Source organism: Marinobacter sp. (assembly GCF_965229985.1).
GTDB lineage: Bacteria > Pseudomonadota > Gammaproteobacteria > Pseudomonadales > Oleiphilaceae > Marinobacter.
Window position 1 is genome coordinate 153,950 of the sequence record NZ_OZ245935.1, and the last position, 22,581, is coordinate 176,530.

Annotated in this window: 19 protein-coding genes and 1 tRNA gene; 6 read left to right on the plus strand and 14 right to left on the minus strand. The window is 57.3% G+C overall.

The window, feature by feature from the left end; genetic code table 11:
* Positions 1-406: 406 nt before the first annotated feature.
* Positions 407-1,738 carry a tyrosine-type recombinase/integrase gene (locus tag ACO06L_RS00690; protein ID WP_202347414.1) on the minus strand — a complete coding sequence of 444 codons (1,332 nt, stop codon included), beginning with the start codon at positions 1,736-1,738 and terminating at the stop codon, positions 407-409.
* Positions 1,739-1,869: 131 nt separating this feature from the next.
* A tRNA-Arg gene (locus tag ACO06L_RS00695) sits at positions 1,870-1,946 on the minus strand.
* Positions 1,947-2,033: 87 nt separating this feature from the next.
* Here ACO06L_RS00695 and ACO06L_RS00700 point away from each other — a divergent pair.
* Both ACO06L_RS00700 and ACO06L_RS00705 read left to right on the plus strand, forming a co-directional pair.
* Positions 2,034-2,741, plus strand: coding sequence for a TIGR04283 family arsenosugar biosynthesis glycosyltransferase (locus ACO06L_RS00700; RefSeq protein WP_202347415.1), 708 nt, complete (start codon positions 2,034-2,036; stop codon positions 2,739-2,741).
* The gene (locus ACO06L_RS00705; protein ID WP_202347416.1) at positions 2,728-3,360 is read left to right on the plus strand and encodes a TIGR04282 family arsenosugar biosynthesis glycosyltransferase; all 633 of its coding nucleotides are present in this window, start codon (positions 2,728-2,730) and stop codon (positions 3,358-3,360) included. The genes ACO06L_RS00700 and ACO06L_RS00705 overlap by 14 nt, the downstream gene beginning before the upstream one ends.
* Positions 3,361-3,365: 5 nt before the next feature.
* Here the strand turns inward: ACO06L_RS00705 and ACO06L_RS00710 are convergent, their stop codons facing one another.
* Positions 3,366-6,188: an insulinase family protein gene (locus ACO06L_RS00710; protein ID WP_202347417.1), complete on the minus strand. Its 2,823-nt coding sequence runs from the start codon at positions 6,186-6,188 to the stop codon at positions 3,366-3,368.
* 64 nt (positions 6,189-6,252) lie between these two features.
* Positions 6,253-6,552 (minus strand): hypothetical protein, encoded by a 300-nt coding sequence (locus tag ACO06L_RS00715; protein ID WP_202347418.1) that lies wholly within the window; start codon positions 6,550-6,552, stop codon positions 6,253-6,255.
* 385 nt (positions 6,553-6,937) lie between these two features.
* On the opposite strand from ACO06L_RS00715, the gene ACO06L_RS00720 reads away from it, so the two are divergent.
* Positions 6,938-8,923 (plus strand): SDR family oxidoreductase, encoded by a 1,986-nt coding sequence (locus tag ACO06L_RS00720; protein ID WP_202347419.1) that lies wholly within the window; start codon positions 6,938-6,940, stop codon positions 8,921-8,923.
* 157 nt (positions 8,924-9,080) lie between these two features.
* Positions 9,081-11,327, plus strand: coding sequence for a methyl-accepting chemotaxis protein (locus ACO06L_RS00725; RefSeq protein ID WP_202347420.1), 2,247 nt, complete (start codon positions 9,081-9,083; stop codon positions 11,325-11,327).
* Between the two features lie 74 nt (positions 11,328-11,401).
* Here the strand turns inward: ACO06L_RS00725 and rnt are convergent, their stop codons facing one another.
* Together rnt and pyrC are read right to left on the minus strand one after the other, a co-directional pair.
* Positions 11,402-12,058: a ribonuclease T gene (gene rnt / locus ACO06L_RS00730; RefSeq protein WP_075267700.1), complete on the minus strand. Its 657-nt coding sequence runs from the start codon at positions 12,056-12,058 to the stop codon at positions 11,402-11,404.
* Positions 12,059-12,102: 44 nt separating this feature from the next.
* Positions 12,103-13,134, minus strand: a complete 1,032-nt coding sequence (gene pyrC, locus ACO06L_RS00735) for a dihydroorotase (RefSeq protein ID WP_202347421.1) — start codon at positions 13,132-13,134, stop codon at positions 12,103-12,105.
* A gap of 186 nt (positions 13,135-13,320) precedes the next feature.
* Between pyrC and ACO06L_RS00740 the strand changes: the two genes are divergently transcribed.
* The gene (locus ACO06L_RS00740) at positions 13,321-14,238 is read left to right on the plus strand and encodes a flagellar protein MotY (protein WP_202347443.1); all 918 of its coding nucleotides are present in this window, start codon (positions 13,321-13,323) and stop codon (positions 14,236-14,238) included.
* A gap of 6 nt (positions 14,239-14,244) precedes the next feature.
* Here the strand turns inward: ACO06L_RS00740 and ACO06L_RS00745 are convergent, their stop codons facing one another.
* Complete coding sequence (locus tag ACO06L_RS00745) at positions 14,245-15,171, minus strand: histone deacetylase family protein (protein WP_202347422.1); 927 nt, start codon at positions 15,169-15,171, stop codon at positions 14,245-14,247.
* A gap of 209 nt (positions 15,172-15,380) precedes the next feature.
* On the opposite strand from ACO06L_RS00745, the gene ACO06L_RS00750 reads away from it, so the two are divergent.
* On the plus strand, positions 15,381-18,125 hold the full coding sequence (locus tag ACO06L_RS00750) for a GNAT family N-acetyltransferase (protein WP_202347423.1): 2,745 nt from the start codon (positions 15,381-15,383) through the stop codon (positions 18,123-18,125).
* Positions 18,126-18,180: 55 nt separating this feature from the next.
* Here ACO06L_RS00750 and rdgC read toward each other — a convergent pair whose 3' ends face one another.
* From rdgC to ubiG, 7 genes are read right to left on the minus strand one after another with little or no spacing between them, the layout of a single operon-like run.
* Positions 18,181-19,107: a recombination-associated protein RdgC gene (gene rdgC, locus ACO06L_RS00755; RefSeq protein ID WP_202347424.1), complete on the minus strand. Its 927-nt coding sequence runs from the start codon at positions 19,105-19,107 to the stop codon at positions 18,181-18,183.
* Positions 19,108-19,126: 19 nt separating this feature from the next.
* Positions 19,127-19,327, minus strand: a complete 201-nt coding sequence (locus ACO06L_RS00760) for a DUF2788 domain-containing protein (protein WP_069184858.1) — start codon at positions 19,325-19,327, stop codon at positions 19,127-19,129.
* Between the two features lie 24 nt (positions 19,328-19,351).
* A complete protein-coding gene (gene yaaA, locus ACO06L_RS00765; protein WP_202347425.1) occupies positions 19,352-20,122 on the minus strand; it encodes a peroxide stress protein YaaA in 771 nt (256 codons plus the stop codon).
* 12 nt (positions 20,123-20,134) lie between these two features.
* Positions 20,135-20,368, minus strand: coding sequence for a glutaredoxin family protein (locus ACO06L_RS00770; RefSeq protein WP_202347426.1), 234 nt, complete (start codon positions 20,366-20,368; stop codon positions 20,135-20,137).
* Entirely contained in the window at positions 20,368-21,117 is a 750-nt protein-coding gene (locus ACO06L_RS00775; protein WP_064227468.1) for a YciK family oxidoreductase, read from the minus strand. The genes ACO06L_RS00770 and ACO06L_RS00775 overlap by 1 nt, the downstream gene beginning before the upstream one ends.
* A gap of 57 nt (positions 21,118-21,174) precedes the next feature.
* Positions 21,175-21,846 carry a phosphoglycolate phosphatase gene (gph, locus tag ACO06L_RS00780; RefSeq protein WP_064227469.1) on the minus strand — a complete coding sequence of 224 codons (672 nt, stop codon included), beginning with the start codon at positions 21,844-21,846 and terminating at the stop codon, positions 21,175-21,177.
* The gene (ubiG, locus tag ACO06L_RS00785) at positions 21,836-22,552 is read right to left on the minus strand and encodes a bifunctional 2-polyprenyl-6-hydroxyphenol methylase/3-demethylubiquinol 3-O-methyltransferase UbiG (protein WP_202347427.1); all 717 of its coding nucleotides are present in this window, start codon (positions 22,550-22,552) and stop codon (positions 21,836-21,838) included. The genes gph and ubiG overlap by 11 nt, the downstream gene beginning before the upstream one ends.
* Positions 22,553-22,581 lie beyond the last annotated feature (29 nt).

The following is a 22,581-nucleotide window of genomic DNA, read 5'->3' on the forward strand; positions in this document are numbered from 1 at the left end:
TCCCTTCTAGTTCCAATGACTATTGGTCATAACTCGTGGTTAAACCCCCTGGTTAAAACTTGGAGTTTAACTACCGGTTCAGGCCTGTGCTCTTCTCCAAGTCAGCCGGGAGATGTGGCCGCGAGCCTTCACCTTTGGCTGGGTAGAACCACTGAGGTCATCACCAGTACCAGTTCCATGACCATCCTTAGTAACTCTGGGTTTGACCCTGAGGCAGCGATGAGAATGACCTGGATTCCTTACACAGGGTCTTGGGCCAGAGCCGATGAAGGCTGCCTACTCTCCGGTAGGAGTAGAGCTAGTCGACTATTATCTTGGTCCCACACCAAGCGCCCCATTACTTGCCATACTTCAGCCCCACTTGCGGTTAACTCCGTAGGTGGGGCTTTTTTTTCTGACTCAGGTTTCAACCTATTGATTGAAGGCCGTCGACTGATATAGCGACCTTCAGCAGGCTCTCTTGCTTCTTTTTGAGTGCCCGTCCCTTGCCGTAATAGGCGTCCATCTTGCCAGACCCGTGACCCTTGATTTCGTCCCTCACGTCTTGGGTCACATCTGCGTTCTTGAGTCTGTCTGTCATGGCGTGTCGGAAAGAGTGGGAAGTAAGGCCCCATCGCTTCAAGCGTTTGTTCACGGCAGCCGATGCTGAGTCATTGCCACGTGGCTTGGCATAGTTTGGGAATAGAGCTTCATGCTTACCTGAGTGGGACTCTATCGCTTTTCTGGCTGCATGGAGAGCAACGCCTACCAGTGGGACAGTACGTTCTGAAGAGTCGTTCTTGAGTGTCCGCCACTCGTTGTCCTTGAGGTCAATGTGGGGTGTCTCATGTTCGAGCACAACGTCTTCCAGCTTGAGACCTGAGATTTCGCCCACCCGTGTTCCTGTTTCAAGTTGCATGAGGATGATTAGGGCAGTTGAGGATGGGTCACCCAGGAAACTGTTGGCGATCTCCTGAAGTTCCAGGTCGGTTGGCACCTTCTTGTCCTTGGCGTCTTTTCCTTCATTCTGGATGCTTACAGAGCTGAAGGGGTTAGACCTGTTCGCCTCTGTCTCCGTAATGCACATCTGAACTATGGCCCTAAGCTGATTCAGTTCACGTCTGACGGTTCCTGTTGACATGCCATCGGTGAGCCTGTGATCAATGTAAGACCTGACGTGGGAGCGCTTGAGGTCAGCAAAGGGAATATCACCAACGACCGCTACAAATTGGTTCCAGTACCGATGGCACCGCTCGATGAACTGGGGGTCTTTGCCCTTCTTATGATGTTGCTCGTAATACGTGAAGACCCCTGATAACCGCAGCTCCTGTGGATTCTGTAGCCGCCTCAAGGTTTCCTGCTCAACTGGGGTTAGGAATTCTTCGACAGGTGAATGCTCATAGGTTTCCCAACACTGGCCAGCGTATGCCTGCCTCTTGGGCTCAGCCACAGCCTCAACGAAGGAATCAAGAGTCTGGTAACGCTCAGCGAGACGCGAGGCAGCGTCCATGGTCTCTCTGGGGGTAAGGCTCCTGTTCAGGCTGAGCGCCGCAAACTCAGCTTTGTAGGTCTGAGCGAAACGTTCAGCTATGCGAAAGGCTTCCATCTGGTCCTCTGTCTTCAACGACTTGCGAATGCTCTGCCTGCCGTAGTGTGGAACCAGTTCGGTGGGGACACGCATGACAAATTGGTAGATTTTGCCACGCTTCTGGAGGTATCTGGTTTTAATGGACAAGGCATAACCCAACTTCACTATCACTGAATACCGCTCCTACAATGGGAACCGGCAAGCAACGGCAGATGTATCACACCGTGTTGCCACTTTGTATCACAGTGAGCCTATGGAATATCGTTCAAGACCTTGAAAAGAAAGGGTTTCCCGCAAATTCTTGGTACCCCCGGCAGGACTCGAACCTGCTACCTTCCCCTTAGGAGGGGGACGCTCTATCCAGATGAGCTACGGGGGCATTATCGCGAGAAGGGCGGTATGATAGCGGGCTAAGCCCTGAGGCTCAAGGTGCGGCCCGGTTTCGGTGATTGTCACGGAGTTTGTTTTGCCAGACCCTTTCTCGTTAAGCGTGATTGTTCCTGTGTGGATGGAGGCGGCGGGCGTTACCGATACCCTGCGCGCTTTGCAACCGATTCGTACCCGGGGGCATGAGGTGGTTGTCGTTGATGGCGGCAGCACCGATCGAACCGTTGAGCTGGCCCGGCCGCTTTGCGACAGGGTTGTCGTGTCAGAGAAGGGACGGGCGCTTCAGATGAACGCCGGCGCAGCGGCATCAAAAGGCGATCTTCTGCTCTTCCTCCATGCCGATACGCGCCTGCCGGCAAATTCCCTCGAGTACCTCGCAAGTTTCGTTCATTCCCGCTGCGCCTGGGGGCGGTTCGATGTGCGGCTGAGTGGTGAGCGGCCGCTGTTCCGGGTCATTGCCTGGTTTATGAATCAGCGCTCCCGCCTGACCGGCATCTGTACCGGCGACCAGGCCATGTTCGTGCGTCGGGATGCCTTCGATGCCCTGGGTGGCTTTCAGCCCATCCCGCTGATGGAAGATGTGGAATTTTCACGGCGCCTTTGCCTGGTGTCCCGTCCTTTCTGTATAAAAGATCCAGTTGTTACCGATAGCCGCCGCTGGCAGACCCACGGTGCCTGGCGAACGATTTTTCTGATGTGGCAGCTGCGCTGGCGGTACTGGCGTGGTGAATCGCCGGAGTCTCTGGCCCAAATCTACCGATCGGATGTGCGCAATGCCTCAAAGTAATTCTCCCTCGGCGGTCTTCCTGCAGTTTGCAAAATGGCCCGAGGCCGGGCGGGTCAAGACCCGGCTAATGCCCGAGCTAGGCCCGGTAGGTGCACTTCATGCCCATATTCGACTTACTCTGGCGGTGCTGGATAACCTGTGTGCGACGGGCTACCCGGTGGAGTTCTGGTGGGACCGACCGGTGGATGACCGACCCGGGGAGGCCGAATCGATTGTTGAAGAGCTTGAAGGTGCAGGTCTGCATCAGGGCGTCCAGCAGGGCAGGACGCTCGGGGAACGGATGTACCGCGCCCTCAGTCAGTCTCTTCGGGATTACGACAGGGCCCTCATTGTTGGCAGTGACTGCCCGTCGGTGGACCCGGATTACGCCCGTAAGGCGGTCTCATGTCTGGCGGATTATGACGTCGTGCTCGGCCCGTCTGACGATGGCGGCTATGTCCTGATTGGCGCTTCGAGAGTGGCTGAGGGGATGCTGGACGACATCGCCTGGGGCTCGCCGGAGGTTCTGACCCAGACCTGTGATCGTCTGAAAGAATCGGGGCTCAGCTACTGTCTGCTCGAGCCCCGCTGGGATGTTGACGAGCCCGAGGACTGGGCCCGCTTTCTACGGACCTGCTAACGCTTTCAGCTGGCCGGCACCGGCGGCAGCTCGGTGAGCCTGCCGAGGGCCCGGCTTGCTTCCAGACCATCACCACCGGTAACAACCTGAAGGCTCTGGGCCCGCTCAAGAACCGTCTTTCGGAACGTCTCAAGCAGTGCCTGTTGGCTGACCTGTTCTACCGCGTTGGCCAGTTGCTGCCGCGAATCGAAGCTGTCCATACCACGATCAATCTCACGCCAGTAGCGGCTGGAAATCTCGCCTAGTTGCCGGTCACGCTCAAGCAGCTTGCTGATCACAGCCTGCTTTTCCCTATCCAGGCGCTCCGGTGTCAACGCTGTCAGGGTTTGCTCAAAGCTGTTCGAGAATTCCTGAACTGCTCGATCGATCTCCGCCCGAGTGGCAGATGGCGACTGCACAACAAAACCGAGGGCGGGCGTTTCCAGCATTTCGAAAGCCGTCGCGTAGACGATGTAGCCCAGTTGGCGGTTGGTACGGATCTCTTCATAGAAAGGGCTGCTTATGATCTGGGCCAGCAGACGGAATCGGGCCCGTTCTTCAAAGCTGGTGTTGTCGCCCTGCATGTAGAGTGTATAGCCGGTGTCTGGGTGGTCTACTTCAATGGAAACCTTCGTTTCATTGTCTGGCAACTGACGTACCTGGCTGCGCTCTACCTCGGTCAATTCACTGTTGCCCAGCAAAATCGCGTCGATCTGCCGTGCCAGGTTCAGGGCCGAGGCTTCGGTGAGATTTCCATGGGCCAGCATAACCGGGTCAACTTGTGAGAGCAGGGCTTCAGAGAAGGACTGCAGTTCATCGAAGGTAACTTCCCGGGCGGCCTTCAGCTTGTCGTCGGTAGGCCAGGCGCCTTCGATCAAGGACGTCTGTACGAACTCCGAGGTCTGTTCCACCGGGCGATCCTTGGCCTTGTTCTCCAGGCCGTCAATCAGCTGTTGCCGGGCAATTTCAAAACGTTGTTCGGTCAGTTCCGGTGTGGCCACCTGAAGCAGTATTCGGTTCATCAGAGTATGGAGTTTGTCGTTATAACCGCCAACACGGACCGTGATACCGCGCAGGTGGGGATAAACGCTGTAATCCAGACCCGCCAGGCTGGCGGAGTACGCCCAGGCATTCAGGTTGGTATTGATGGCGTCGACCAGGAGCTGGGTGAGCACGTAGCTGCGGGCCGAAGCGCGGGCGGCTGGCGTTCGGAGACCCACAAACACGTTGGCTTTCGGGGTATCAAACCTGGTGTCCCGGGCAAACCAGACATCCATCCCTTCAAGTTCGCCAAGACTTGTCGGCTGGTCCATGGTTTTTCCTGGTACCATCGCCAGATCTTCCGGCACGAACGGGTTCTCCGGGGGCAGGCGCAACTGTGCAGCCAGCTCTGGCAAAGTCTTTGCCCTGAGCGCTTCTGGATTGAGAGCTTCCCGGGTCCAGGCGGCGTCGTACCAGTCGGTGCGATTCGGATTCTCCAATTCTGGTTCCGGAGCCAGAACGAAGGCAAGGAGATTGTTCGGCGTCAGCCTGTCCAGAATGTCTCGGTACTGCTCCGGCGCAAAGCGCTCAACCAGCCAGGGCGCCCGCAGTACGTCTTCCGCGGGGTAGTCCTGCAGGTAGCGAGAAAGGCGCATGGCTTCATGCATAGGGTTGCCCTGCTCGCGGAACCGGAAATCAATGCGTGCCAGGTTCTGCATTTCCAGGAAGCGCTGCTCGCTGATCCCTTTCTGGCGAACCTTTTCTATGTAATCAAACACCAGGGGCAAAATGTCCTCGTGGCGCGACAGCCCTTCCGGGGTCAGCGAGATGCTGAGTTCCAGGGTGGCGTTCTCGCCGGTGTCCATACCCAGGCCCGCGGACAGACTCTCCGCCAGGCCAGCCCGTTTTAGCACATCGAACAGACTGCCTGGACCTTCATGGCCGAGCAGATTGGCCACGTAGCTGGCGGGTTTGGTGCGGTAGTTGTCTTCCTGGGACGCAATGGGAAAGGTAAGGGACAAGCTTCTGACATCCTTGAGCGCTTCCGCCGTCACCTTGGCTGGAAGATCGTCCGCCCGGTATAGGCTCGCCACATGGCGTTTCGTCTCAAGGTTGCGGTTTTCGATCGCATCGAACCGGCCCCGCACCATGGCTTCCAGTTCTTCCAGGGTTTGCGGCCCGTACACCGCCAGGCTCATGATGTTTGAGGAGTAGTGCTGCTTCCAGAACTCGATCAGGTCTGGCCGGAGGGGATTCTCTTCTGTGTTCTCCAGGGTGCTGACGTTGCCCACGGCAAACTGGTTGAAGGCGTGGTCCGGGTTACTGACGGCTTTTTTAACGGAATAGAATCGGCGCCCATCTTCTTTCTGTTTGGCGCTGAATTCCGAGTGCACGGCGTTGCGCTCACGGTCTACCAGTTCGGCGGTAAACAGGGGCGCGGAGAACTGTTGTGCGAACCGGTCCAGCGCCGGTTCCAGGAATTCGGCCTGAACATCGAAGAAATAATTCGTGTCCTGGAACGCTGTGAAGGCATTGTGCTGGCCGCCATGGCTCTTGATGAACTGCTGGTATTCGCCCGGATCGGGGTATTTCTCGGTCCCCAGGAACAGCATATGCTCCAGGAAGTGGGAGAGCCCTTCCCGATCCGCCGGATCATCCCCGCTACCGACCGCAACGTTCATCGAAGCAGCTGCCTTATCGGCATCCTGATCAGAAACCAGAATGACCTTCAGGCCGTTGTCCAGTTCGATGAACCGGTACAGGTTGTCGTCATTGGGGCTCTTCTCCGGAATCTGGGCTGCAAGAGCGAGGGTGCTGAACAGCACAAGTGTCAGCAGGGAAAACAGGCGTGAGATCGGGTTCTGCATTGAGTTCTTCCTGACGGTACGTGTGTTCATAGGCTCTCTGTGATTCGGAGAAGAGTCTCGCGCATCAGTGCATCATTGCGTTGCGCGTGCTCTCTGGTTGCTGATCGAGTGTTTTACGAGCCAGATCGGCTGCTTTCTCACTATCCAACTGGCCCGAGGCGATACGCTCCAGAACCGTGGCCATGATGGCAACGGACTGGCGATAATCCGCGAACTCGGCCTGGAATGCCTGGTCGATTGCCTCGTAGACTGCCTGAATCTTCTGTTCCCTTGAACCGGCGTTATCAGCTGTGTCGTTGATTGCCTTCAGACAGGCTCGGGCGATGGAGATGTAGCGTTCCGCGTTGGGATTGTCTTTCTGCATAGTGGGGATTCCGAAGTTCGGTTTTCCAATGAAAAGGAGAGATGCCAAAAGGCGCGATAAGTTCCCGATTATGTCATTGCTGGCGGGTGCTTTCATTGCTTTGTGGTAATCCGGAAATTGGGCATGCATGGGGCAATTCCTGTGCTAGTCTCAAAAACATTGTGTCGGCGAACCGGACAGGCCCGTTTAGCGTGCGGGGACGGATTTTTAGAGTAATAGCTCTATACAAAACAAAGGCTTACAGAGTAAAAGCTCTAAAAAAGTCCGATACATGAAGGTTGCAATTAAGTACAATGCCGGCGTTTCCGGAAAACTCTAAGACTTTAGTCGTATGGGTGCCGGCATGGATAGACAACAACTGAGCAACAGGCAGGGTGGAAGATCGATGAATTATTTCCTGACGGGTGGCACCGGATTTATTGGCCGTTTCCTCGTGGAGAAGCTTCTGGCACGTGGTGGTACTGTCCACGTACTGGTGCGTGAGCAGTCCCAGGACAAGCTGGAAAAATTACGGAAGCGCTGGGGCGCGGATGAAACCCAGGTGAAAGCCGTAATTGGCGACCTCACCAGTAAGAACCTGGGCATCGACGCCAAGACAATGAAGGCCCTGAAGGGAAAGATTGACCATTTCTTCCACCTGGCCGCCGTGTACGACATGGGCGCCGATGAAGAAGCCCAGCAGGCTACCAATATCGAGGGTACTCGGGCCGCGGTCAATGCCGCAGAGGCCATGGGCGCCAAGCACTTCCATCACGTGTCTTCCATTGCGGCTGCCGGTCTGTTCAAGGGCATTTTCCGCGAGGACATGTTCGAGGAAGCGGAAAAGCTGGACCATCCATACCTGCGCACGAAGCATGAATCCGAAAAGGTGGTTCGGGAGGAGTGCAAGGTTCCCTTCCGGATTTACCGCCCCGGCATGGTGATTGGCCATACCGCCACTGGCGAAATGGACAAGGTGGATGGCCCCTACTACTTCTTCAAGATGATTCAGAAGATTCGCCACGCGCTGCCCCAATGGGTGCCGACCATTGGTGTCGAGGGCGGGCGTCTGAACATTGTGCCGGTGGATTTCGTGGTTAACGCCATGGATCACATTGCCCACCTCGAGGGTGAAGACGGTAAGTGCTTCCACCTGGTGGACACCGATCCGTACAAGGTTGGCGAAATTCTCAACATCTTCAGCGAGGCGGGTCACGCTCCCAGGATGGGGATGCGGATCGATTCCCGGATGTTCGGCTTTATCCCGCCGTTCATACGTCAGAGTCTGAAGAATCTGCCGCCGGTGAAGCGTCTGACCTCTGCCATTCTCGATGACATGGGTATCCCGCCCTCAGTGATGTCGTTCATCAATTACCCCACCCGGTTCGATGCCCGTGAAACCGAGCGTGTTCTGAAAGGCACTGGCATTGAAGTCCCTCGTTTGCCGGACTACGCCCCGGTAATCTGGGACTACTGGGAGCGCAATCTGGACCCGGACCTGTTTAAGGACCGCACGCTCAAGGGCACGGTTGAAGGTCGGGTGTGTGTTGTTACCGGTGCTACCTCTGGCATCGGCCTGGCCACGGCGCAGAAACTGGCGGACGCCGGCGCCATCCTGGTGATCGGTGCCCGTAAACTCGAGCGCCTGAAAGAAGTGGCCGCAGAGCTGGAGTCCCGGGGCGCAAGCGTGCATGCCTATCCCTGCGATTTTTCGGATATGGATGCCTGCGACGAGTTCGTGAAGACCGTGTTGGATAACCATGGCCAGGTCGACGTGCTAGTCAACAACGCCGGGCGCTCGATTCGCCGCTCCCTGGATCTGTCGTTCGACCGCTTCCACGATTTCGAGCGCACCATGCAACTGAACTACTTTGGTTCCGTTCGTCTGATCATGGGCTTTGCGCCCAAGATGCTTGAGAATCGCCGCGGTCACGTGGTCAACATCTCGTCCATCGGTGTGCTGACCAACGCTCCCAGGTTCTCGGCTTACGTGGCCTCCAAGTCCGCGCTGGATGCCTTCAGCCGCTGCGCTGCTTCAGAATGGTCGGATCGCAATGTCACGTTCACCACCATTAACATGCCGCTGGTGAAAACACCGATGATTGCGCCAACCAAGATCTATGATTCGGTCCCAACGCTAACACCGGACGAGGCTGCGACCATGGTTGCTGATGCCATCGTCTACCGGCCGAAGCGAATCGCTACCCGCCTGGGTATCTTTGCCCAGGTGCTTCACGCCCTGGCGCCTAAGATGGCCGAGATCGTTATGAATACCGGCTACCGGATGTTCCCGGATTCACCGGCAGCCGCCGGCAGCCGTTCCGGGGAGAAGCCAAAAGTGTCCAGCGAGCAGGTGGCTTTCGCCGCCATCATGCGGGGCATCTACTGGTAATGTCGTAGCCCCTGAATCGAGTGGGAGGGGGAGTTACTCCCCCTCCCACATTAATTGGTTAAACGAGATTCGCCTCTTTTATGAATTGTTCTGGGCTAAAGAAAACGTGCCGATAGCCGATGGTTAACATAAGAACAATATAAAAGAAGGGCTATTGATGACTCTCAAGAAACGTCTTTTGCTGACTTTGCTGCTGGTTGGCCTGCTTCCCGTCATTGCCATCTCATTTTTTAACGCCGAAATTGCCCGACAGAGCCTGACGGAACAGGCGTTGCAACAACTCTCTATTGCGGCTACCAATAAGCAGCATAGTGTTGAAGATTATCTCAGCACTATTGCCCGGCAGCTGAAAGCCATGGCCAATAATCGCGGGACCCGAACGGCGGCCCAGGGGTTTGGTTTGGCATTCCAGAATTACGAAAAACTGGTACAAGAGGAGCAGTCGACCTTACGAGAAAACGTCGAGGCTTATTATCAGCAGAATTTTTTGCCACCCTTGCAGCAAAATGGTGGTGCTAACGGACGTTCAGCCTCGGACTTCGTTGCATCCCTCAGCAAAAACAGCCTGGCTCTGCAGATGGGTTACATCGTGGACAACCCGAATCCTGTGGGGCAGAAAGACGAATTGGTATCGGCTGACGTCCATATCGCGCAGTTTTATAACACGCTTCACAAACAGTGGCACACCTCGTTCAAGGAGTTTCAGGAGGCGTTCGGCTACTACGATATTTATCTCATTGATGCCGATACAGGCCACGTTATCTATTCCGTAGCCAAAGAGGTGGATTTCGCTACCTCCCTGAAAGACGGTCCCTACGCGGATTCTGGCCTGGCGGCAGCTTATCGTCAGGCGATGTCTGACGGACAGGAAACTGCTCCGGCTTTTGTTGATTTTACTCGGTATGTACCGTCCTACGGTGCGCCCGCCGGATTTGTGGCAACCCCCATATATTCCGAAAAAGATGAGCGGCTGGCCGTGCTGGCCTTCCAGTTTCCCATCGACAGCCTGAACAACATCATGATGGAACGAGATGGCATGGGCGAAACTGGGGATGCCTATCTGGTGGGGCCGGATAACCTGATGCGGTCAGACTCCTACCTGGATCCGGAAAACCGCAGTGTTGTCGCTTCCTTTGCCGACCCGGAGAATGGACGCATTAGTTCGACATCGGTGGATGAAGCTCTGGCTGGGAATTCCGGTGAAGGCGTGGTTTCGTCCTACCGTGGCGAGCCAGTGTTTTCCGCCCACAGGCCAGTTACCGTAGGCGGGCTGAACTGGGCGCTGGTGGCGGAGATCAGCGAAGACGAGGCCTTGTCGCCGGTGCGTGAAATGTGGACGCTGGCGGCGATAGCCATTGCTATTGTGATCCTGGCTGTAGTGGCCGTGGCGGTCTGGACCGCAGTGCGGATCATGAAACCCCTCGGTAAAGACCCGGCCGAATTGCAGGCACTGGCGGAGCAGGTGGCTGCAGGTAACCTGGTCATTGATTCGTCCGACAGTGACAATGCCACGGGCGTATACGGCTCCATGCTCAAGATGGTGTCAGACCTGAAAGAAGTGATCTTCAAGGTTGAAGAAGCGTCCCAGCGCCAGGCCAGTGCATCTGAACAGTTGTCCGGCACCACCTCGCAGACTCTGGACAGTGTGAATCAGCAGGCAGAGCAGACTGAGCAGGTGGCGTCGGCCATTGAAGAAATGTCCTCTGCCATCAGCGAGGTGTCCCAGAATACCTCGGAATCGGCAGCCGCCGCCCGGCGCACTGATGAGGCGGTCAGCCGCAGCGCCACCGAGGTGGAATCCTCCGCTGAGGACACCCGTGCTATGGCCAGGGAACTGGAGGAAGCAGAAGCCGGCATAGAGGACTTGCGAAAGAATATGGAATCCATCACCAGGGTTCTGGATTCGATAAAGTCTATCGCCGACCAGACTAACTTGCTGGCTCTGAATGCCGCTATTGAAGCGGCCCGGGCCGGTGAACAGGGCAGGGGCTTCGCGGTGGTCGCGGATGAGGTGCGCAGCCTGGCCCAGAACAGCCAGAAGGCGACCGAGGAGATCAGTAGTTCCATCGAAACTCTGGTCAATTCTTCGGAGCGTGCTTCAAAGGTGGTTACCCGCTGCAGCACCCAGGCCAGAGGTATTTCTGAGCGGGCAGGAACCGTAGTGTTGCAGCTTCGCGAGGCAGTGGAAGAGGTTGCACGGATGTCCGGTATGGCGGAGCAGATTGCTACGGCTTCCGAAGAGCAATCAGCCACGGCCGAAGAAGTCACGCGCAACGTATCTACAATTTCTGAGAGGTCCTTTGAGACCAAACAGGCCATGGCCCAGATATCCGAAGCCAGTGGTGACTTGGCGGAGTTGTCTCATCAGCTCAAGGATTCACTGTCCCGGTTTAAAGTCAGCTGAGTACGAGGCGTGACTTTCACGCTTATGCCTGGCGCACAATTAAAAAACCCGCTGCGGCGGGTTTTTTATGGCGATTACTCGGTCTCTTCGGGGATCACCGGAGGCGGAAAGCCGCCCAGTTCTTTCCAGCGATTCACAATGCCACAGAACAGGTCTGCGGTTTTTTCCGCGTCATAGGCGGCGGAATGGGCTTCCTTGTTGCTGAACGGAATGCCCGCGAGTTTGCAGGCCTGGGCCAGAACCGTGTGACCATAGGCCAGGCCGGCCAGCGTGGCGGTATCGAAGGTTGAGAAAGGATGGAACGGGTTACGACGGATATCGGCCCGCAGCGCGGCTGCAAAGATGAAGTTATGGTCAAAGGTGGCATTGTGGCCCACCAGGACGGCTCGCTTGCAATCGTGGTTCTTCACCGCCTTGCGAATGGGGCTGAAGATCTCGCTGAGTCCTTCCCGCTCGGGTACCGCTTCTCGCTCCGGATTCCACGGATCAATACCCGTGAAATCAAGGGCGGACTGCTCCAGATTCGCGCCTTCGAAAGGATCGATCTGCTGAACGTGGGTTTCAGCGCGCCGCACCCAGCCGTCGTCGTCCATGGTCAGTATCACTGCCGCCACTTCCAGCAGGGCGTCCCGCTCGGGATTGAAGCCAGCGGTTTCCACGTCGACTACAACAGGCAGAAACCCGCGGAAACGGCGGGACATGGGATGCGGTGGTTTGTTTTCGTCAGTCACTCAAGCTCCGGTCTTGGCCGTATGTGAGAAGGAATCAGTCAGGTTTACGCCAGCTGCCAGTGAACGGTTTCACCGGCCTTGAGCGGCACGATGGTTCCGTCAGACAGAGGCAGCTGTGCCGGCATTGTCCAGGGCTCCCGAACCAGGGTGATGGTATCGGTATTTCGCGGCAGGCCATAGAAATCAGGGCCGTTGAAACTAGCGAAGGCTTCGAGTTTGTCCAGAATGCCAAGCTCTTCAAAAATGTCGGCATACAGGCCGATGGCGCCATAGGCCGAGTAGCAGCCGGCACAACCACAGGCGGCTTCTTTGCGGTCCCTGGCATGGGGGGCGGAATCCGTGCCCAGGAAAAAGCGTTTGTCGCCGCTGGTTACCGCGTCCCTGAGCGCCTGCTGATGGCGGTTACGCTTCAGGATAGGCAGGCAGTAAAGGTGCGGGCGAATGCCGCCGACCAGCATATGGTTGCGGTTATACATCAAGTGCTGGGGCGTCAGAGTCGCGCCCAGATTGTCGCCCTTGTGCTGCTGGACAAACTCCGCAGAATCGGCGGTGGTGATGTGTTCCAGTACAACCTTCAGATTCGGAAAGGCCTCCAGGGTGGGGGCCAGTACCCGCTCGAGAAAGACCTTTTCGCGATCAAAGATATCGATGTCGGCATCAGTGACCTCGCCGTGAACCAGCAGCAGCATGCCGCAATCGACCATGGCTTCCAGAACCGGGTAGATGTTCCGGATATCCTTCACCCCTGAGTCGGAATTAGTGGTGGCGCCGGCCGGATAGAGCTTGGCGGCCACAACACCGGCGGCTTTGGCCTCGCGGATGGTGTCCGGTGTCATGCTCTCGGTCAGATACAGGGTCATCAGTGGCTCGAATGCGGTGCCATTGGCAGCTGCAAGAATGCGGTCCCGGTAGGCTGTGGCATCAGCGGCGGTTGTCACCGGTGGTACCAGGTTGGGCATGATGATAGCGCGACCGAAGCAGGCTGCTGTGGCCGGTACTACGTCCGTAAGAATGTCGCCGTCCCGAACGTGAAGGTGCCAGTCGTCGGGTCGGGTAAGAGTCAGCTTTTCTGTCATGGCAGTTGTCCGCAATACCTTTGGCGAGGCGTGCTGTGGTGCCTTGGTGGATAGCACCCCGAAAAATTTGGCGAATTATACCAGAAGGCGCCGGCGATTGTTTTCCGGTTGGCGGCTAAAGAAAGACAGACGCAGGCCGTTAACCAGTCAGAACCTGCAAACTCCCGGACACTGATGGCAAGCACTATGGGATTCCGCCCTGACAAACGTCTGAAAACACTACTGGCTGCCAGTTTTGCTGTCGTGCTTTTGCCGGCTGCCGGCCAGGCTGCCAGCTATGGCGCCGGCATTGAGAATAGCCAGTGGTATCTTGCCGAGTCGGTATTCGAGTGCCGTCTGGTGCACGAGGTTCCCGGCTACGGTCGGGCGGTATTCAATCACCGTGCAGGTGAGAGTCTAAGCTTTTTCCTGGAGTCTGATTCTGCACTCATGCGACCAGGGCGGGGCAGTCTCGTGGTTGAAGCACCGGCCTGGCGTCCGGGTGTGGCGCCGAAGCCCCTGGGCACGGTCAACGTGTCGGATGATCGCCGCCAGGTCTTTCTGGATACCCGCCAGGCATTTGTTGTTGCCCACGGCCTGCTGGATGGCATGCGCCCCACGGTTACCAGGGAATCCTGGTTTGATGGCCGTCCGGTTCGGGTGCAGGTGTCCAATATCAATTTTGCCGGCGAATACCAGCGTTACCAGCGCTGCACATCGAATCTCTTGCCGGTTAATTTTGACCAGATTCAGCGCTCAAGAGTGCCGTTTGCCAGCGGCAGCACCCAGCTTTCAGACGCCGACAGGCAGTTGCTGGATAATATTGTGACCTACGTGAACGCCGACTCAACGGTTGAGCGGATTTTCGTGGATGGCCACAGTGACAGCATTGGCAGCCGCATCGATAACCGCGCACTTTCCGAAGATCGTGCCAATGTCGTGGCTGACTATCTCAAGGCGCGCGGTATTGATGAAGACATGATCACCGTTCGGGCCCATGGTGACCAGTTCCCGGCATCGAACCGGCCGGCAGATAACCGCCGCACCAATATCCGACTGCAACGGGCCGGTGACCGCCCGGAATTGCAGCAGGCTAACGGCTATGGCGGCGAACCCAGGGGCTGATCGGCTTCAGTAAACCGAATCCAGAACTTCCAGGTGGGCATTGACACTTTCCGCCAGGGCCCGCAGGTGGTAACCGCCTTCCAGAGTTGAAATGATCCGGTCATTGCTGTGCTCACTGGCGACACTCACAATCATTTCCGTTAGCCAGCGATAATCTTCCGTATCCAGATTCAGTTCTGCCATCGGATCCAGCCGGTGGGCATCAAAACCCGCCGAAATCAGGATCAACTGCGGTTTGAATTCGTTCAGGCGCTTCAGCCATCCCGCCTCCACCTGCTTCCGGTACTCTTCAGACGAACAGTTCGCCTCAATCGGAATATTCACGATGTTGTCGGCCTGCCGGTGAACATGGGAGTGCGGGTAGAAGGGATGCTGGAAGCTGGAGCACATCAGGATACGCTCGTCGCCACCGACAATGTCCACGGTGCCATTGCCCTGATGCACGTCGAAATCGATGATCGCGACCCGCTCAAGATGGTGGAAGGTAAGGGCGCGCATGGCAGCGAGAGCCACGTTGTTGTAGAAACAGAACCCCATGGACTTCGCTCGCTCGGCATGATGTCCGGGCGGCCGTGCGCAGACAAACGCGTTGGTTACCTGGCTGCTCATGACCATATCCACGGCCTGGACGTTGGCACCGGCCGCCAGGCGGGCTGCCCGCAGGGTGTCTGGCATCATGGCAGTATCCGGATCGGTAAACACGCGGCCCCTTGTTGGTTGCATCAGGTCGAGTTGATGCAGGTACTTTTCAGGGTGCACGGTCAGTAGCTGGTCGCGGGTGATCTCTTCCGGCCGAACCCAGTCGAGCTTCTGATCGAGGCCGGTATCAGCCAGGTAGCTGATAATGGCTGCCAGCCGTTCAGGGCTTTCCGGATGCTCGGGCCCCATGTTGTGTTTCATGAAGTCATCGTGGGAAAAGAATGCCGTGGTCATACGTCTCGGACTGCCTTCGATATGCTTATATTTTCTTCAAGCTTATCAGGGAAAACTGCACGATGCCGTGTTTCTTTGGTCTTATAGGGGCGATAGCCATTTCACATCGGCGAATCAGGGCCTAAGATAAGAGTTACATTCATAAGTAACCTGTTTTATTAGATTTATTTCCCCAACGGCCTGCCGGCCAACCATGAAGGAGACTCAGCTTGAGCACCCGGTATCTGGAGAGCCTGTTCAATCCCGCGTCCATTGCGGTGATCGGTGCGTCGGAGCGGGCAGACAACCTTGGCGGTATGGTATTGCGGAACCTCATGGGGGGCGGTTATCCGGGGCGTTTGCTGGTCGTTAACCAGAACGATTATGACAACGTGCACGGTGTTCCTTGCGTCAAGAAAGTCTCGAAAATGGATTTTTCTCCGGATCTGGCAATCATCTGTACGCCGCCGGATACCGTGGCCAAGACCATCAAGCGGCTGGGAGAAGCCGGGGTGCGCACTGCCATTGTTATGACTGGCGGCATGTCCCGTACCCACAGTAAAACCGGGCAGCCCCTGATGTATTCCGTACGCGAAGCCGCCCGGGAAACCGGTATCCGGGTGCTTGGCCCCAACACCATCGGCCTGATGGTTCCGGCCCGCAGCCTGAACGCTACCTACGCTCACATGGGCGTGATCCCGGGCCGGGTTGCCTTCGTTGGCCAGTCCGGCACCATCGCCAGTTCGGTCATAGACTGGGCGTTCGCCCGAGGTGTGGGTTTTTCCTACTTCCTGACACTGGGCGATGGCATGGATATCGATCACGATGACCTGATCGACTATCTGGCGCAGGACACCCAGACCCGTGCAATTCTCCTGCATATCGAGAACATCCCGAACGCCCGGCGCTTTATGTCGGCGGTGCGGGTAGCCTCCCGTACCAAGCCAGTGATTGCGGTAAAGTCCGGTCGGGTGCCGGAATCGGAGTGGTTTCCCCACAGCCTGCCCGCAGGTTTGAAGCGCAGCGATCCGATCTATGATGCCATGCTCCAGCGGGCCGGTGTGCTTCGGGTGGACGGTCTTGGCCAGATGTTTGATGCACTCGAGACGTTGACCCGAATGCGTCCTTTGCGCCGCGAGACGCTGGCGATCATGGCCAACGGGGTTGGCCCGGGAGTGTTGGCCGTGGACCGGCTTGCGGACCTGGGCGGTGAACTCGCGGAGCTGTCGAATTCCAGTGTCGAGGCCCTGGCCGAGCTGCTGCCACCTTACTGGACCCGCAAAAACCCGATTGACCTCAACTACGACGCCTCGCCGGAGTTGTATGGCAAAGCCATCAAGATCCTGGCCAAGGATCCGGAAGTGGCCAACGTTCTGGTGATGTATGCCCCGAGTCTGACCGAGGACAGCCTACAGATTGCGGATTCGGTGGTGCAGGCCTCCAAGGGCACTCGTCTGAACGTGTTTACCTGCTGGCTTGGCCAGAGCACGGTGATGGATGCCCGGGAAGAGTTCTACCGGGCCGGGCTGCCATCGTTCTTCAATCCCGAGAAAGCCGTCATGGCATTCATGCAGCATGTTCGCCACCAGAGGGTTCAGCGGCTGCTTACGGAAACCCCCGAATCCTTTACCGATCACTTTGCGGACCGGACCCACACCCGTCATGTGGTCAGCAGGGCACTGCGCGCAGGGCGGTATCACCTGTCGAACCGGGAAGCCCGGGACCTGGTTCGGGATTATGGCATCAGCACCATCGACACCATGTACTGTGACGACATGGAAGAGGTCCTGGAGGTGTTCGCGGTTGAGCGGCGACCCATCGATATCACGATCATTCATGAGCAGGCCTGCCATCCTTTCCTGAATCTGAGTCCTACCCAGCGTCGGTACAAGGGCACGGTGCAGAAGCTCAACAGCGAAGCGGCCATCATGGACTCCTGCCGCTACCTGATGGAGGAATACAAGAGCCATTTCCCGGACAGTGGCTTTCTCGGGTTTGCAGTTCAGCGTTCGTACCAGCACGTGGGTGGGATCGAGTTCAGCGTCGGCATTACCCGGGATGCCCTGTTCGGCCCGCTGGTGGTGTGCGGTGCGGCAGGCGCGCAGATAAACGTAATGACCGATCGGCAGATCGCATTGCCGCCCCTGAATATGGTTCTGGCCCGTGAACTCCTGCGCCGCACCTATATGTACAAGCTGCTGAAAGAACACAGCCTTAAGCCGGAAGAGGATATCCGGGCGGTGTCCGAGACCCTGGTCACCCTCTCGCAGATCGTCATCGACATTCCGGAAATTCAGGGTCTGGAGATCTCGCCGTTGCTGTTCAACGAGCAGGGGGCTGTAGCCGTGAATATCGCCATCAATCTGGCCGACAAGCCGGGCCGGCCCATCATTCAGCCATACCCGCGGGAACTGGAGGAATGGATTGTGCTGCCTAAATCTGGCCGCCGGGTCATCATCCGTCCCGTGTTGGCTGAGGATGAGCCCGCCCACCGGGCGTTCCACGAATTACAGTCACCGGAGTCCATTCGCTACCGGTTCTTCCAGTACCGGAAGCATTTTTCCCGGGAAGACGTAGCCCAGATGGTGCAGATTGATTACGACCGGGAAATGGTGTTCATAGCCAATGCCCCCAGGGAAGACGGTGAAGGGGAAGAGACCTTGGGAACCGTGCGCACCTGGACCGACGCCGACAACCTGCAGTGCGAGTTCGCGGTGATGGTTCATGACAAAATGAAAGGGGAGGGCCTTGGCGTTGCCCTGATGCAGAAGATGATCGATTACTGTCGTGCCCGGGGCACCATGGAGATGGTTGGCAATGTGCTGCCGGACAACCGTCCCATGCTGCAGCTTGCGGAACACCTGGGTTTTGAGATCAAGTTCAACACGGAAGAGGAAGTCATGGATCTGCTGCTGGTTCTGAATGAACCGGAAAAAGACTGGCAGCGAGAGCGGTTGGGCAAAAGCGCTCACTGAGCGGTTCGGGAAAAGGGGTCAGATGGACAGTTCATCTGACCCCGGGTTCTCGGCTTTATTCTTCGACAATCGCTGAGCGGTCTTCACCACCCAGTGCTTCAAGGAGTCCCGGAATCAATCGAGACAGTTCCAGGGTCATCAGCGTGAAGGCTGCGTCAAACTTGGCAGCGGCATCGTCCACGTCGACGTCGTCCAGTTGATCCTGAAGCGTTTCGCCGAATTTCAGGCGACGAATACCCAGTTCTTCATCCAGCACGAAGGATACGTTGTCGTCCCAGGTCAGGGACAGTTTGGTCACCTGCATGCCCGCATCGAGATGGTTGCGGATTTCATCGGCTTTCAGATCCAGGCCCTTGCAGCGCACCACGCCACCATCTTCAGACGGATCCTTGAGCTCGCATTCAGTGCCCAGAACCACCTTGCCAGGCAGATCGATGGATTCGCTCAGCCAGCCGGTAAAGGTGAAGGCCGGTGCCTGTTCCACCGCGGGTGGACGAACCGGCAGCGACCCGAGGCTCTTGCGCAGAGTCGAGGCCAGATCTTCCGCCTGCTTGGCGGAGCCGGCGTCTACCACCAGTACACCGTCCTGGGGGGCAAGGTAGGCAAAGGAGCGGCGGTTCTTGGAAAAGGCCTGGGGCAGCATCTCCAGCATCACCTGTTCCTTGATTTCGTCCTTTTCCTTGCGTCGAACCTTGCGGCCCTGCTCGAATTCTATCGCTTCGGCTTTCTCTTCAACGGCTTCCTTTACCACCGGGCCCGGAAGAATCTTCTCTTCCTTGCGCAGAGCAATCAGGTGATAGCCGTTGGCGCTATGAACCAGCTGTTCTCCATGCTTGCCCAGCGGAGGTACCCAGCCCTGGCGGCTGGTTTCCTGGGGGCCGCAGGGTTTGAAGGCGTCGGCCTGCAGTTTTTCCTCCAGCTCTTCGGCGGAGATATCAAACGGTTTGGTAAAACGGAATACGCGGGCGTTGCGAAACCACATCAGGGCTGGTCCTTGTCTTTCATATTTGCATGATCTCTACGAGTACGGTTTTGATAATAAAGCCCACAACGCCGGCGCCCAGAACCGTAAACAGGGCGATGGTGCCGAATCTTCCGGCCTGGGATTTCTTGGCCAGATCCCAGACGATGATACCCATCCAGACAATCAGGCCGGTCAGAAACACCAGCATGGCGATCTGGGAAAACACTGCTTCGTTCATTGCTTACTCCGATATCAACGTGGATTACTGTTCATCCCGCAGGAAAACCCAGTTGTTCTTATCGGATTGGTCTTCGCTGAAGTAATAGCCTTCGAGGTTGAACCCCTTGAGGTCGTCGGCCTGGGTAATGCGGTTCTGGATGGCGAATCGACACATCAGGCCGCGGGCTTTCTTGGCGTAGAAGCTGATCATCTTATACTGACCATTCTTCCAGTCCTTGAATTGGGGGGTGACCAGCCGGCCTTCAAGGTCTTCCTTCTTTACACTCTTGAAATATTCATTAGAGGCGAGGTTTACCAGAACGCCGTCGTCGTCTGCCAACAGTCGGTTGATCTCGCCAGTAATCTTGTTGCCCCAGAACGCATAAAGGTCCTTGCCACGGTTGTTCTCGAACCGGGTACCCATCTCCAGGCGATAGGGCTGCATCAGGTCCAGCGGTTTCAGAACCCCGTAAAGGCCCGAAAGCATTCGCAGGTGTTGCTGGGCAAATTCGAAGTCCTGCTCGCTAAAGCTCTCGGCGTCCAGGCCGGTATAGACATCGCCCTTGAAAGCCAGTACAGCCTGGCGGGCATTGTCGGGGGTGAACGGCGTGTGCCAGTTCTGGAAGCGTTCAGCGTTCAACTGGCCCAGCTTGTCGCTGATGCTCATCAGATTGCTGATCTGATGCGGCTCGAGTTCCTTTAGCTGGTCGACCAGCTCGCAGGCGTCCTCAAGGAACTCCGGCTGGGTATAAGTGTTGGTCGCCAGGGGACTTTCGTAGTCCAGCGTTTTCGCAGGGGAAATAACCATCAGCATGTCAGGCAATCCTCATTGCAGGAATGTGAGTAATTCATCCCTGGTGAAAGGCCAGTCCAGTTCCGCACCGGTATCGTTGCGCCGCAGCACCGGTATCCGGGTGCCGTAGCGCTCCACCAGCTCTTCGGACTGGGCAATGTCCACTATGTCTACCGGTATTGGTTCCGGCATCGGCGTATTTACAAGCAGGGCTTCGGCCAGTTCGCACAAATGGCACTGGGATGTTGTGTAGAAAAGCAGTTCCATTATTTCGGCTGTGCGTCCAGTTTCTGGCCGTTAACGCCCTGGCTGTCCTTGCCCATGAGGTACAGGTAAATCGGCATCAGGTCTTCCGGTGCCGGATTCTGCTGCGGGTTCTCCGCCGGGTAGGCGTGGGCTCTCATATTGGTACGGGTGGCGCCGGGGTTCAGACTGTTCACCCGGACATTGTGGCGCTCATCATCCAGCTCTTCGGACAGCAACTGGCTGAGGCCTTCAACCGCAAACTTGGAGACCGCGTAGGCGCCCCAGTAGGCTTTGGCTTTCCGGCCGACACCGGAAGAGGTGAAAATCACCGACGCATCGTCGGATTTGCGCAGCAGGGGGATCATGGCCCGGCTGAGCAGAAACGGAGCTGTCGCATTCACGTGCATGACCTTGTTCCAGGTTTCCGGGTCATACAGTTCCACCGGGCTGCGATCGCCCAGGATGGCCGCGTTGTGCAGTAAACCGTCCAGTTGGCCGAAGTTGTCTTCCAGCGTCATGGCCAGTTCTTCGTAATCCTTCACCGCCGCGCCCTCAAAGTTCATGGGCACGATCGCTGGCTTCGGATGGCCAGCGGCCTCGATTTCATCGTAAACCGTTTCCAGCTTACCGACAGTTCGGCCAACCAGTACGACGGTCGCACCGTGGGCGGCATAGGCCTTCGCTGCGGCCCGGCCAATGCCGCTGCCGGCACCCGTCACCATAACGATACGGTCTTTCAGAAGATCGGCGGGTGCTTGGTAATCATGCATAACCTGTCTCCGTGTCAGGCTGTTACCGGCTGAACACCGGATCCTAAATTTGATGCCTTATTGTAACAGCTTTGCCAGGTCCGTGACGGTGTCAGCGATGAGGTCCGCTTGCCACAGGTCAATGGCTTCCGGCTCCTCGATGTAACCGTAGCGGACTGCGATAGTTTTCATGCCGGCATTGCGCCCGGCCTCGATGTCCCGTTCGTGGTCGCCAACGTAAATGCCAGCGCCCGGATCGGTGCCCATCTGCTGGCAGGCCAGAAACAGGGCCTCCGGGTGAGGTTTGCGCTGTGCGACGTGATCAGGGCATACCAGAGCTGCGCAGCGGTCCGCCAGATTCAGGGCTTCAATAAGCGGGACCGCGAAACGGGCGGGCTTGTTGGTGACAATGCCCCAGGGGATACCTTGCTCCTCGAGGGCTTTGAGGAGCTCGTCCATGCCCTCGAAAAGGGTGGTTTCCACTGCTACGCCGGCCTCATAAAGGTCCAGGAACGCGGTGTGCTTTTCCAGGTACTCCGGATGTTCCGGTTCCAGGCCGAAGCCGACCCGGATCATCGCCCTGGCGCCGTTGGAGACCGAGCGGCGAATGTGCTCCGGGGGCAGGGCAGGCAGTCCGTGCTGTTCCCTCAACTGATTCAGACACCGGATAAAGTCCGGCGCCGTGTCAATCAGCGTCCCGTCCAGATCAAACAGGACCGCCGAGGTTTGTTGAGTGTTTTCAGGCTTCACGGATATCCCTGGCGTGCATCAGGTAATTGACGTCCACGTCCCGGCCCAGCTTGTAGACCTTGGTGATCGGGTTGTAAGTCATCCCGGTCAGCTCCCGGACATCCAGGCCGGCGTGGCGCAGGTGGTCGGACATTTCCGAAGGCCGGATAAACTTTTTCCATTCGTGTGTGCCCTTTGGCAGCAACCGAAGCACGTATTCGGCGCCGACAATCGCAAACAGGAACGATTTCGGGTTGCGGTTGATGGTTGAGACAAACATATGGCCGCCGGGTTTCAGCATGGCGGCACATGCCTTGATTACCGATGCCGGATCCGGGACGTGCTCCAGCATTTCCAGGCAAGTGACAACATCGTATTGGCCCGCATGCTCGCTGTCCTGTGCCAGCTCCTCGACGGTGATCTGCCGATAATCCACGTTCACGCCGCTCTCCATGCCATGCAACCGCGCGACCGCGAGGGGCGCCTCGCCCATGTCGATGCCGGTAACATGGGCCCCACGCTGGGCCATGCCCTCTGACAGGAGGCCGCCACCGCAGCCGACATCCAGAGCGCGTTTACCTGCCAGGGAGACGCGCTCATCAATGTAGTTCAGGCGCAGCGGGTTGATATCGTGCAGCGGCTTGAATTCGCTCGAGGGGTCCCACCACCGGCTGGCCAGGGCTTCGAATTTGGCGATCTCGTTCCGGTCTACGTTCTGGTTTGTCATGGTTGGCTCTGCCTGGTGAATCAATAGGA

Excerpts from the sequence above, each read along its gene's own strand:
- ACO06L_RS00705 (WP_202347416.1), top strand. The coding sequence starts at position 2,728 with ATGCCTCAAAGTAATTCTCCCTCGGCGGTCTTCCTGCAGTTTGCAAAA.
- ACO06L_RS00720 (WP_202347419.1), top strand. The coding sequence starts at position 6,938 with ATGAATTATTTCCTGACGGGTGGCACCGGATTTATTGGCCGTTTCCTC.
- pyrC (WP_202347421.1), bottom strand. The coding sequence starts at position 13,134 with ATGACAGAAAAGCTGACTCTTACCCGACCCGACGACTGGCACCTTCAC.
- ACO06L_RS00710 (WP_202347417.1), bottom strand. The coding sequence starts at position 6,188 with ATGCAGAACCCGATCTCACGCCTGTTTTCCCTGCTGACACTTGTGCTG.
- ACO06L_RS00760 (WP_069184858.1), bottom strand. The coding sequence starts at position 19,327 with ATGAACGAAGCAGTGTTTTCCCAGATCGCCATGCTGGTGTTTCTGACC.
- ACO06L_RS00725 (WP_202347420.1), top strand. The coding sequence starts at position 9,081 with ATGACTCTCAAGAAACGTCTTTTGCTGACTTTGCTGCTGGTTGGCCTG.
- ACO06L_RS00770 (WP_202347426.1), bottom strand. The coding sequence starts at position 20,368 with ATGGAACTGCTTTTCTACACAACATCCCAGTGCCATTTGTGCGAACTG.
- ACO06L_RS00745 (WP_202347422.1), bottom strand. The coding sequence starts at position 15,171 with ATGACCACGGCATTCTTTTCCCACGATGACTTCATGAAACACAACATG.
- rdgC (WP_202347424.1), bottom strand. The coding sequence starts at position 19,107 with ATGTGGTTTCGCAACGCCCGCGTATTCCGTTTTACCAAACCGTTTGAT.
- ACO06L_RS00715 (WP_202347418.1), bottom strand. The coding sequence starts at position 6,552 with ATGCAGAAAGACAATCCCAACGCGGAACGCTACATCTCCATCGCCCGA.
- ubiG (WP_202347427.1), bottom strand. The coding sequence starts at position 22,552 with ATGACAAACCAGAACGTAGACCGGAACGAGATCGCCAAATTCGAAGCC.
- ACO06L_RS00740 (WP_202347443.1), top strand. The coding sequence starts at position 13,321 with ATGGGATTCCGCCCTGACAAACGTCTGAAAACACTACTGGCTGCCAGT.
- ACO06L_RS00775 (WP_064227468.1), bottom strand. The coding sequence starts at position 21,117 with ATGCATGATTACCAAGCACCCGCCGATCTTCTGAAAGACCGTATCGTT.
- yaaA (WP_202347425.1), bottom strand. The coding sequence starts at position 20,122 with ATGCTGATGGTTATTTCCCCTGCGAAAACGCTGGACTACGAAAGTCCC.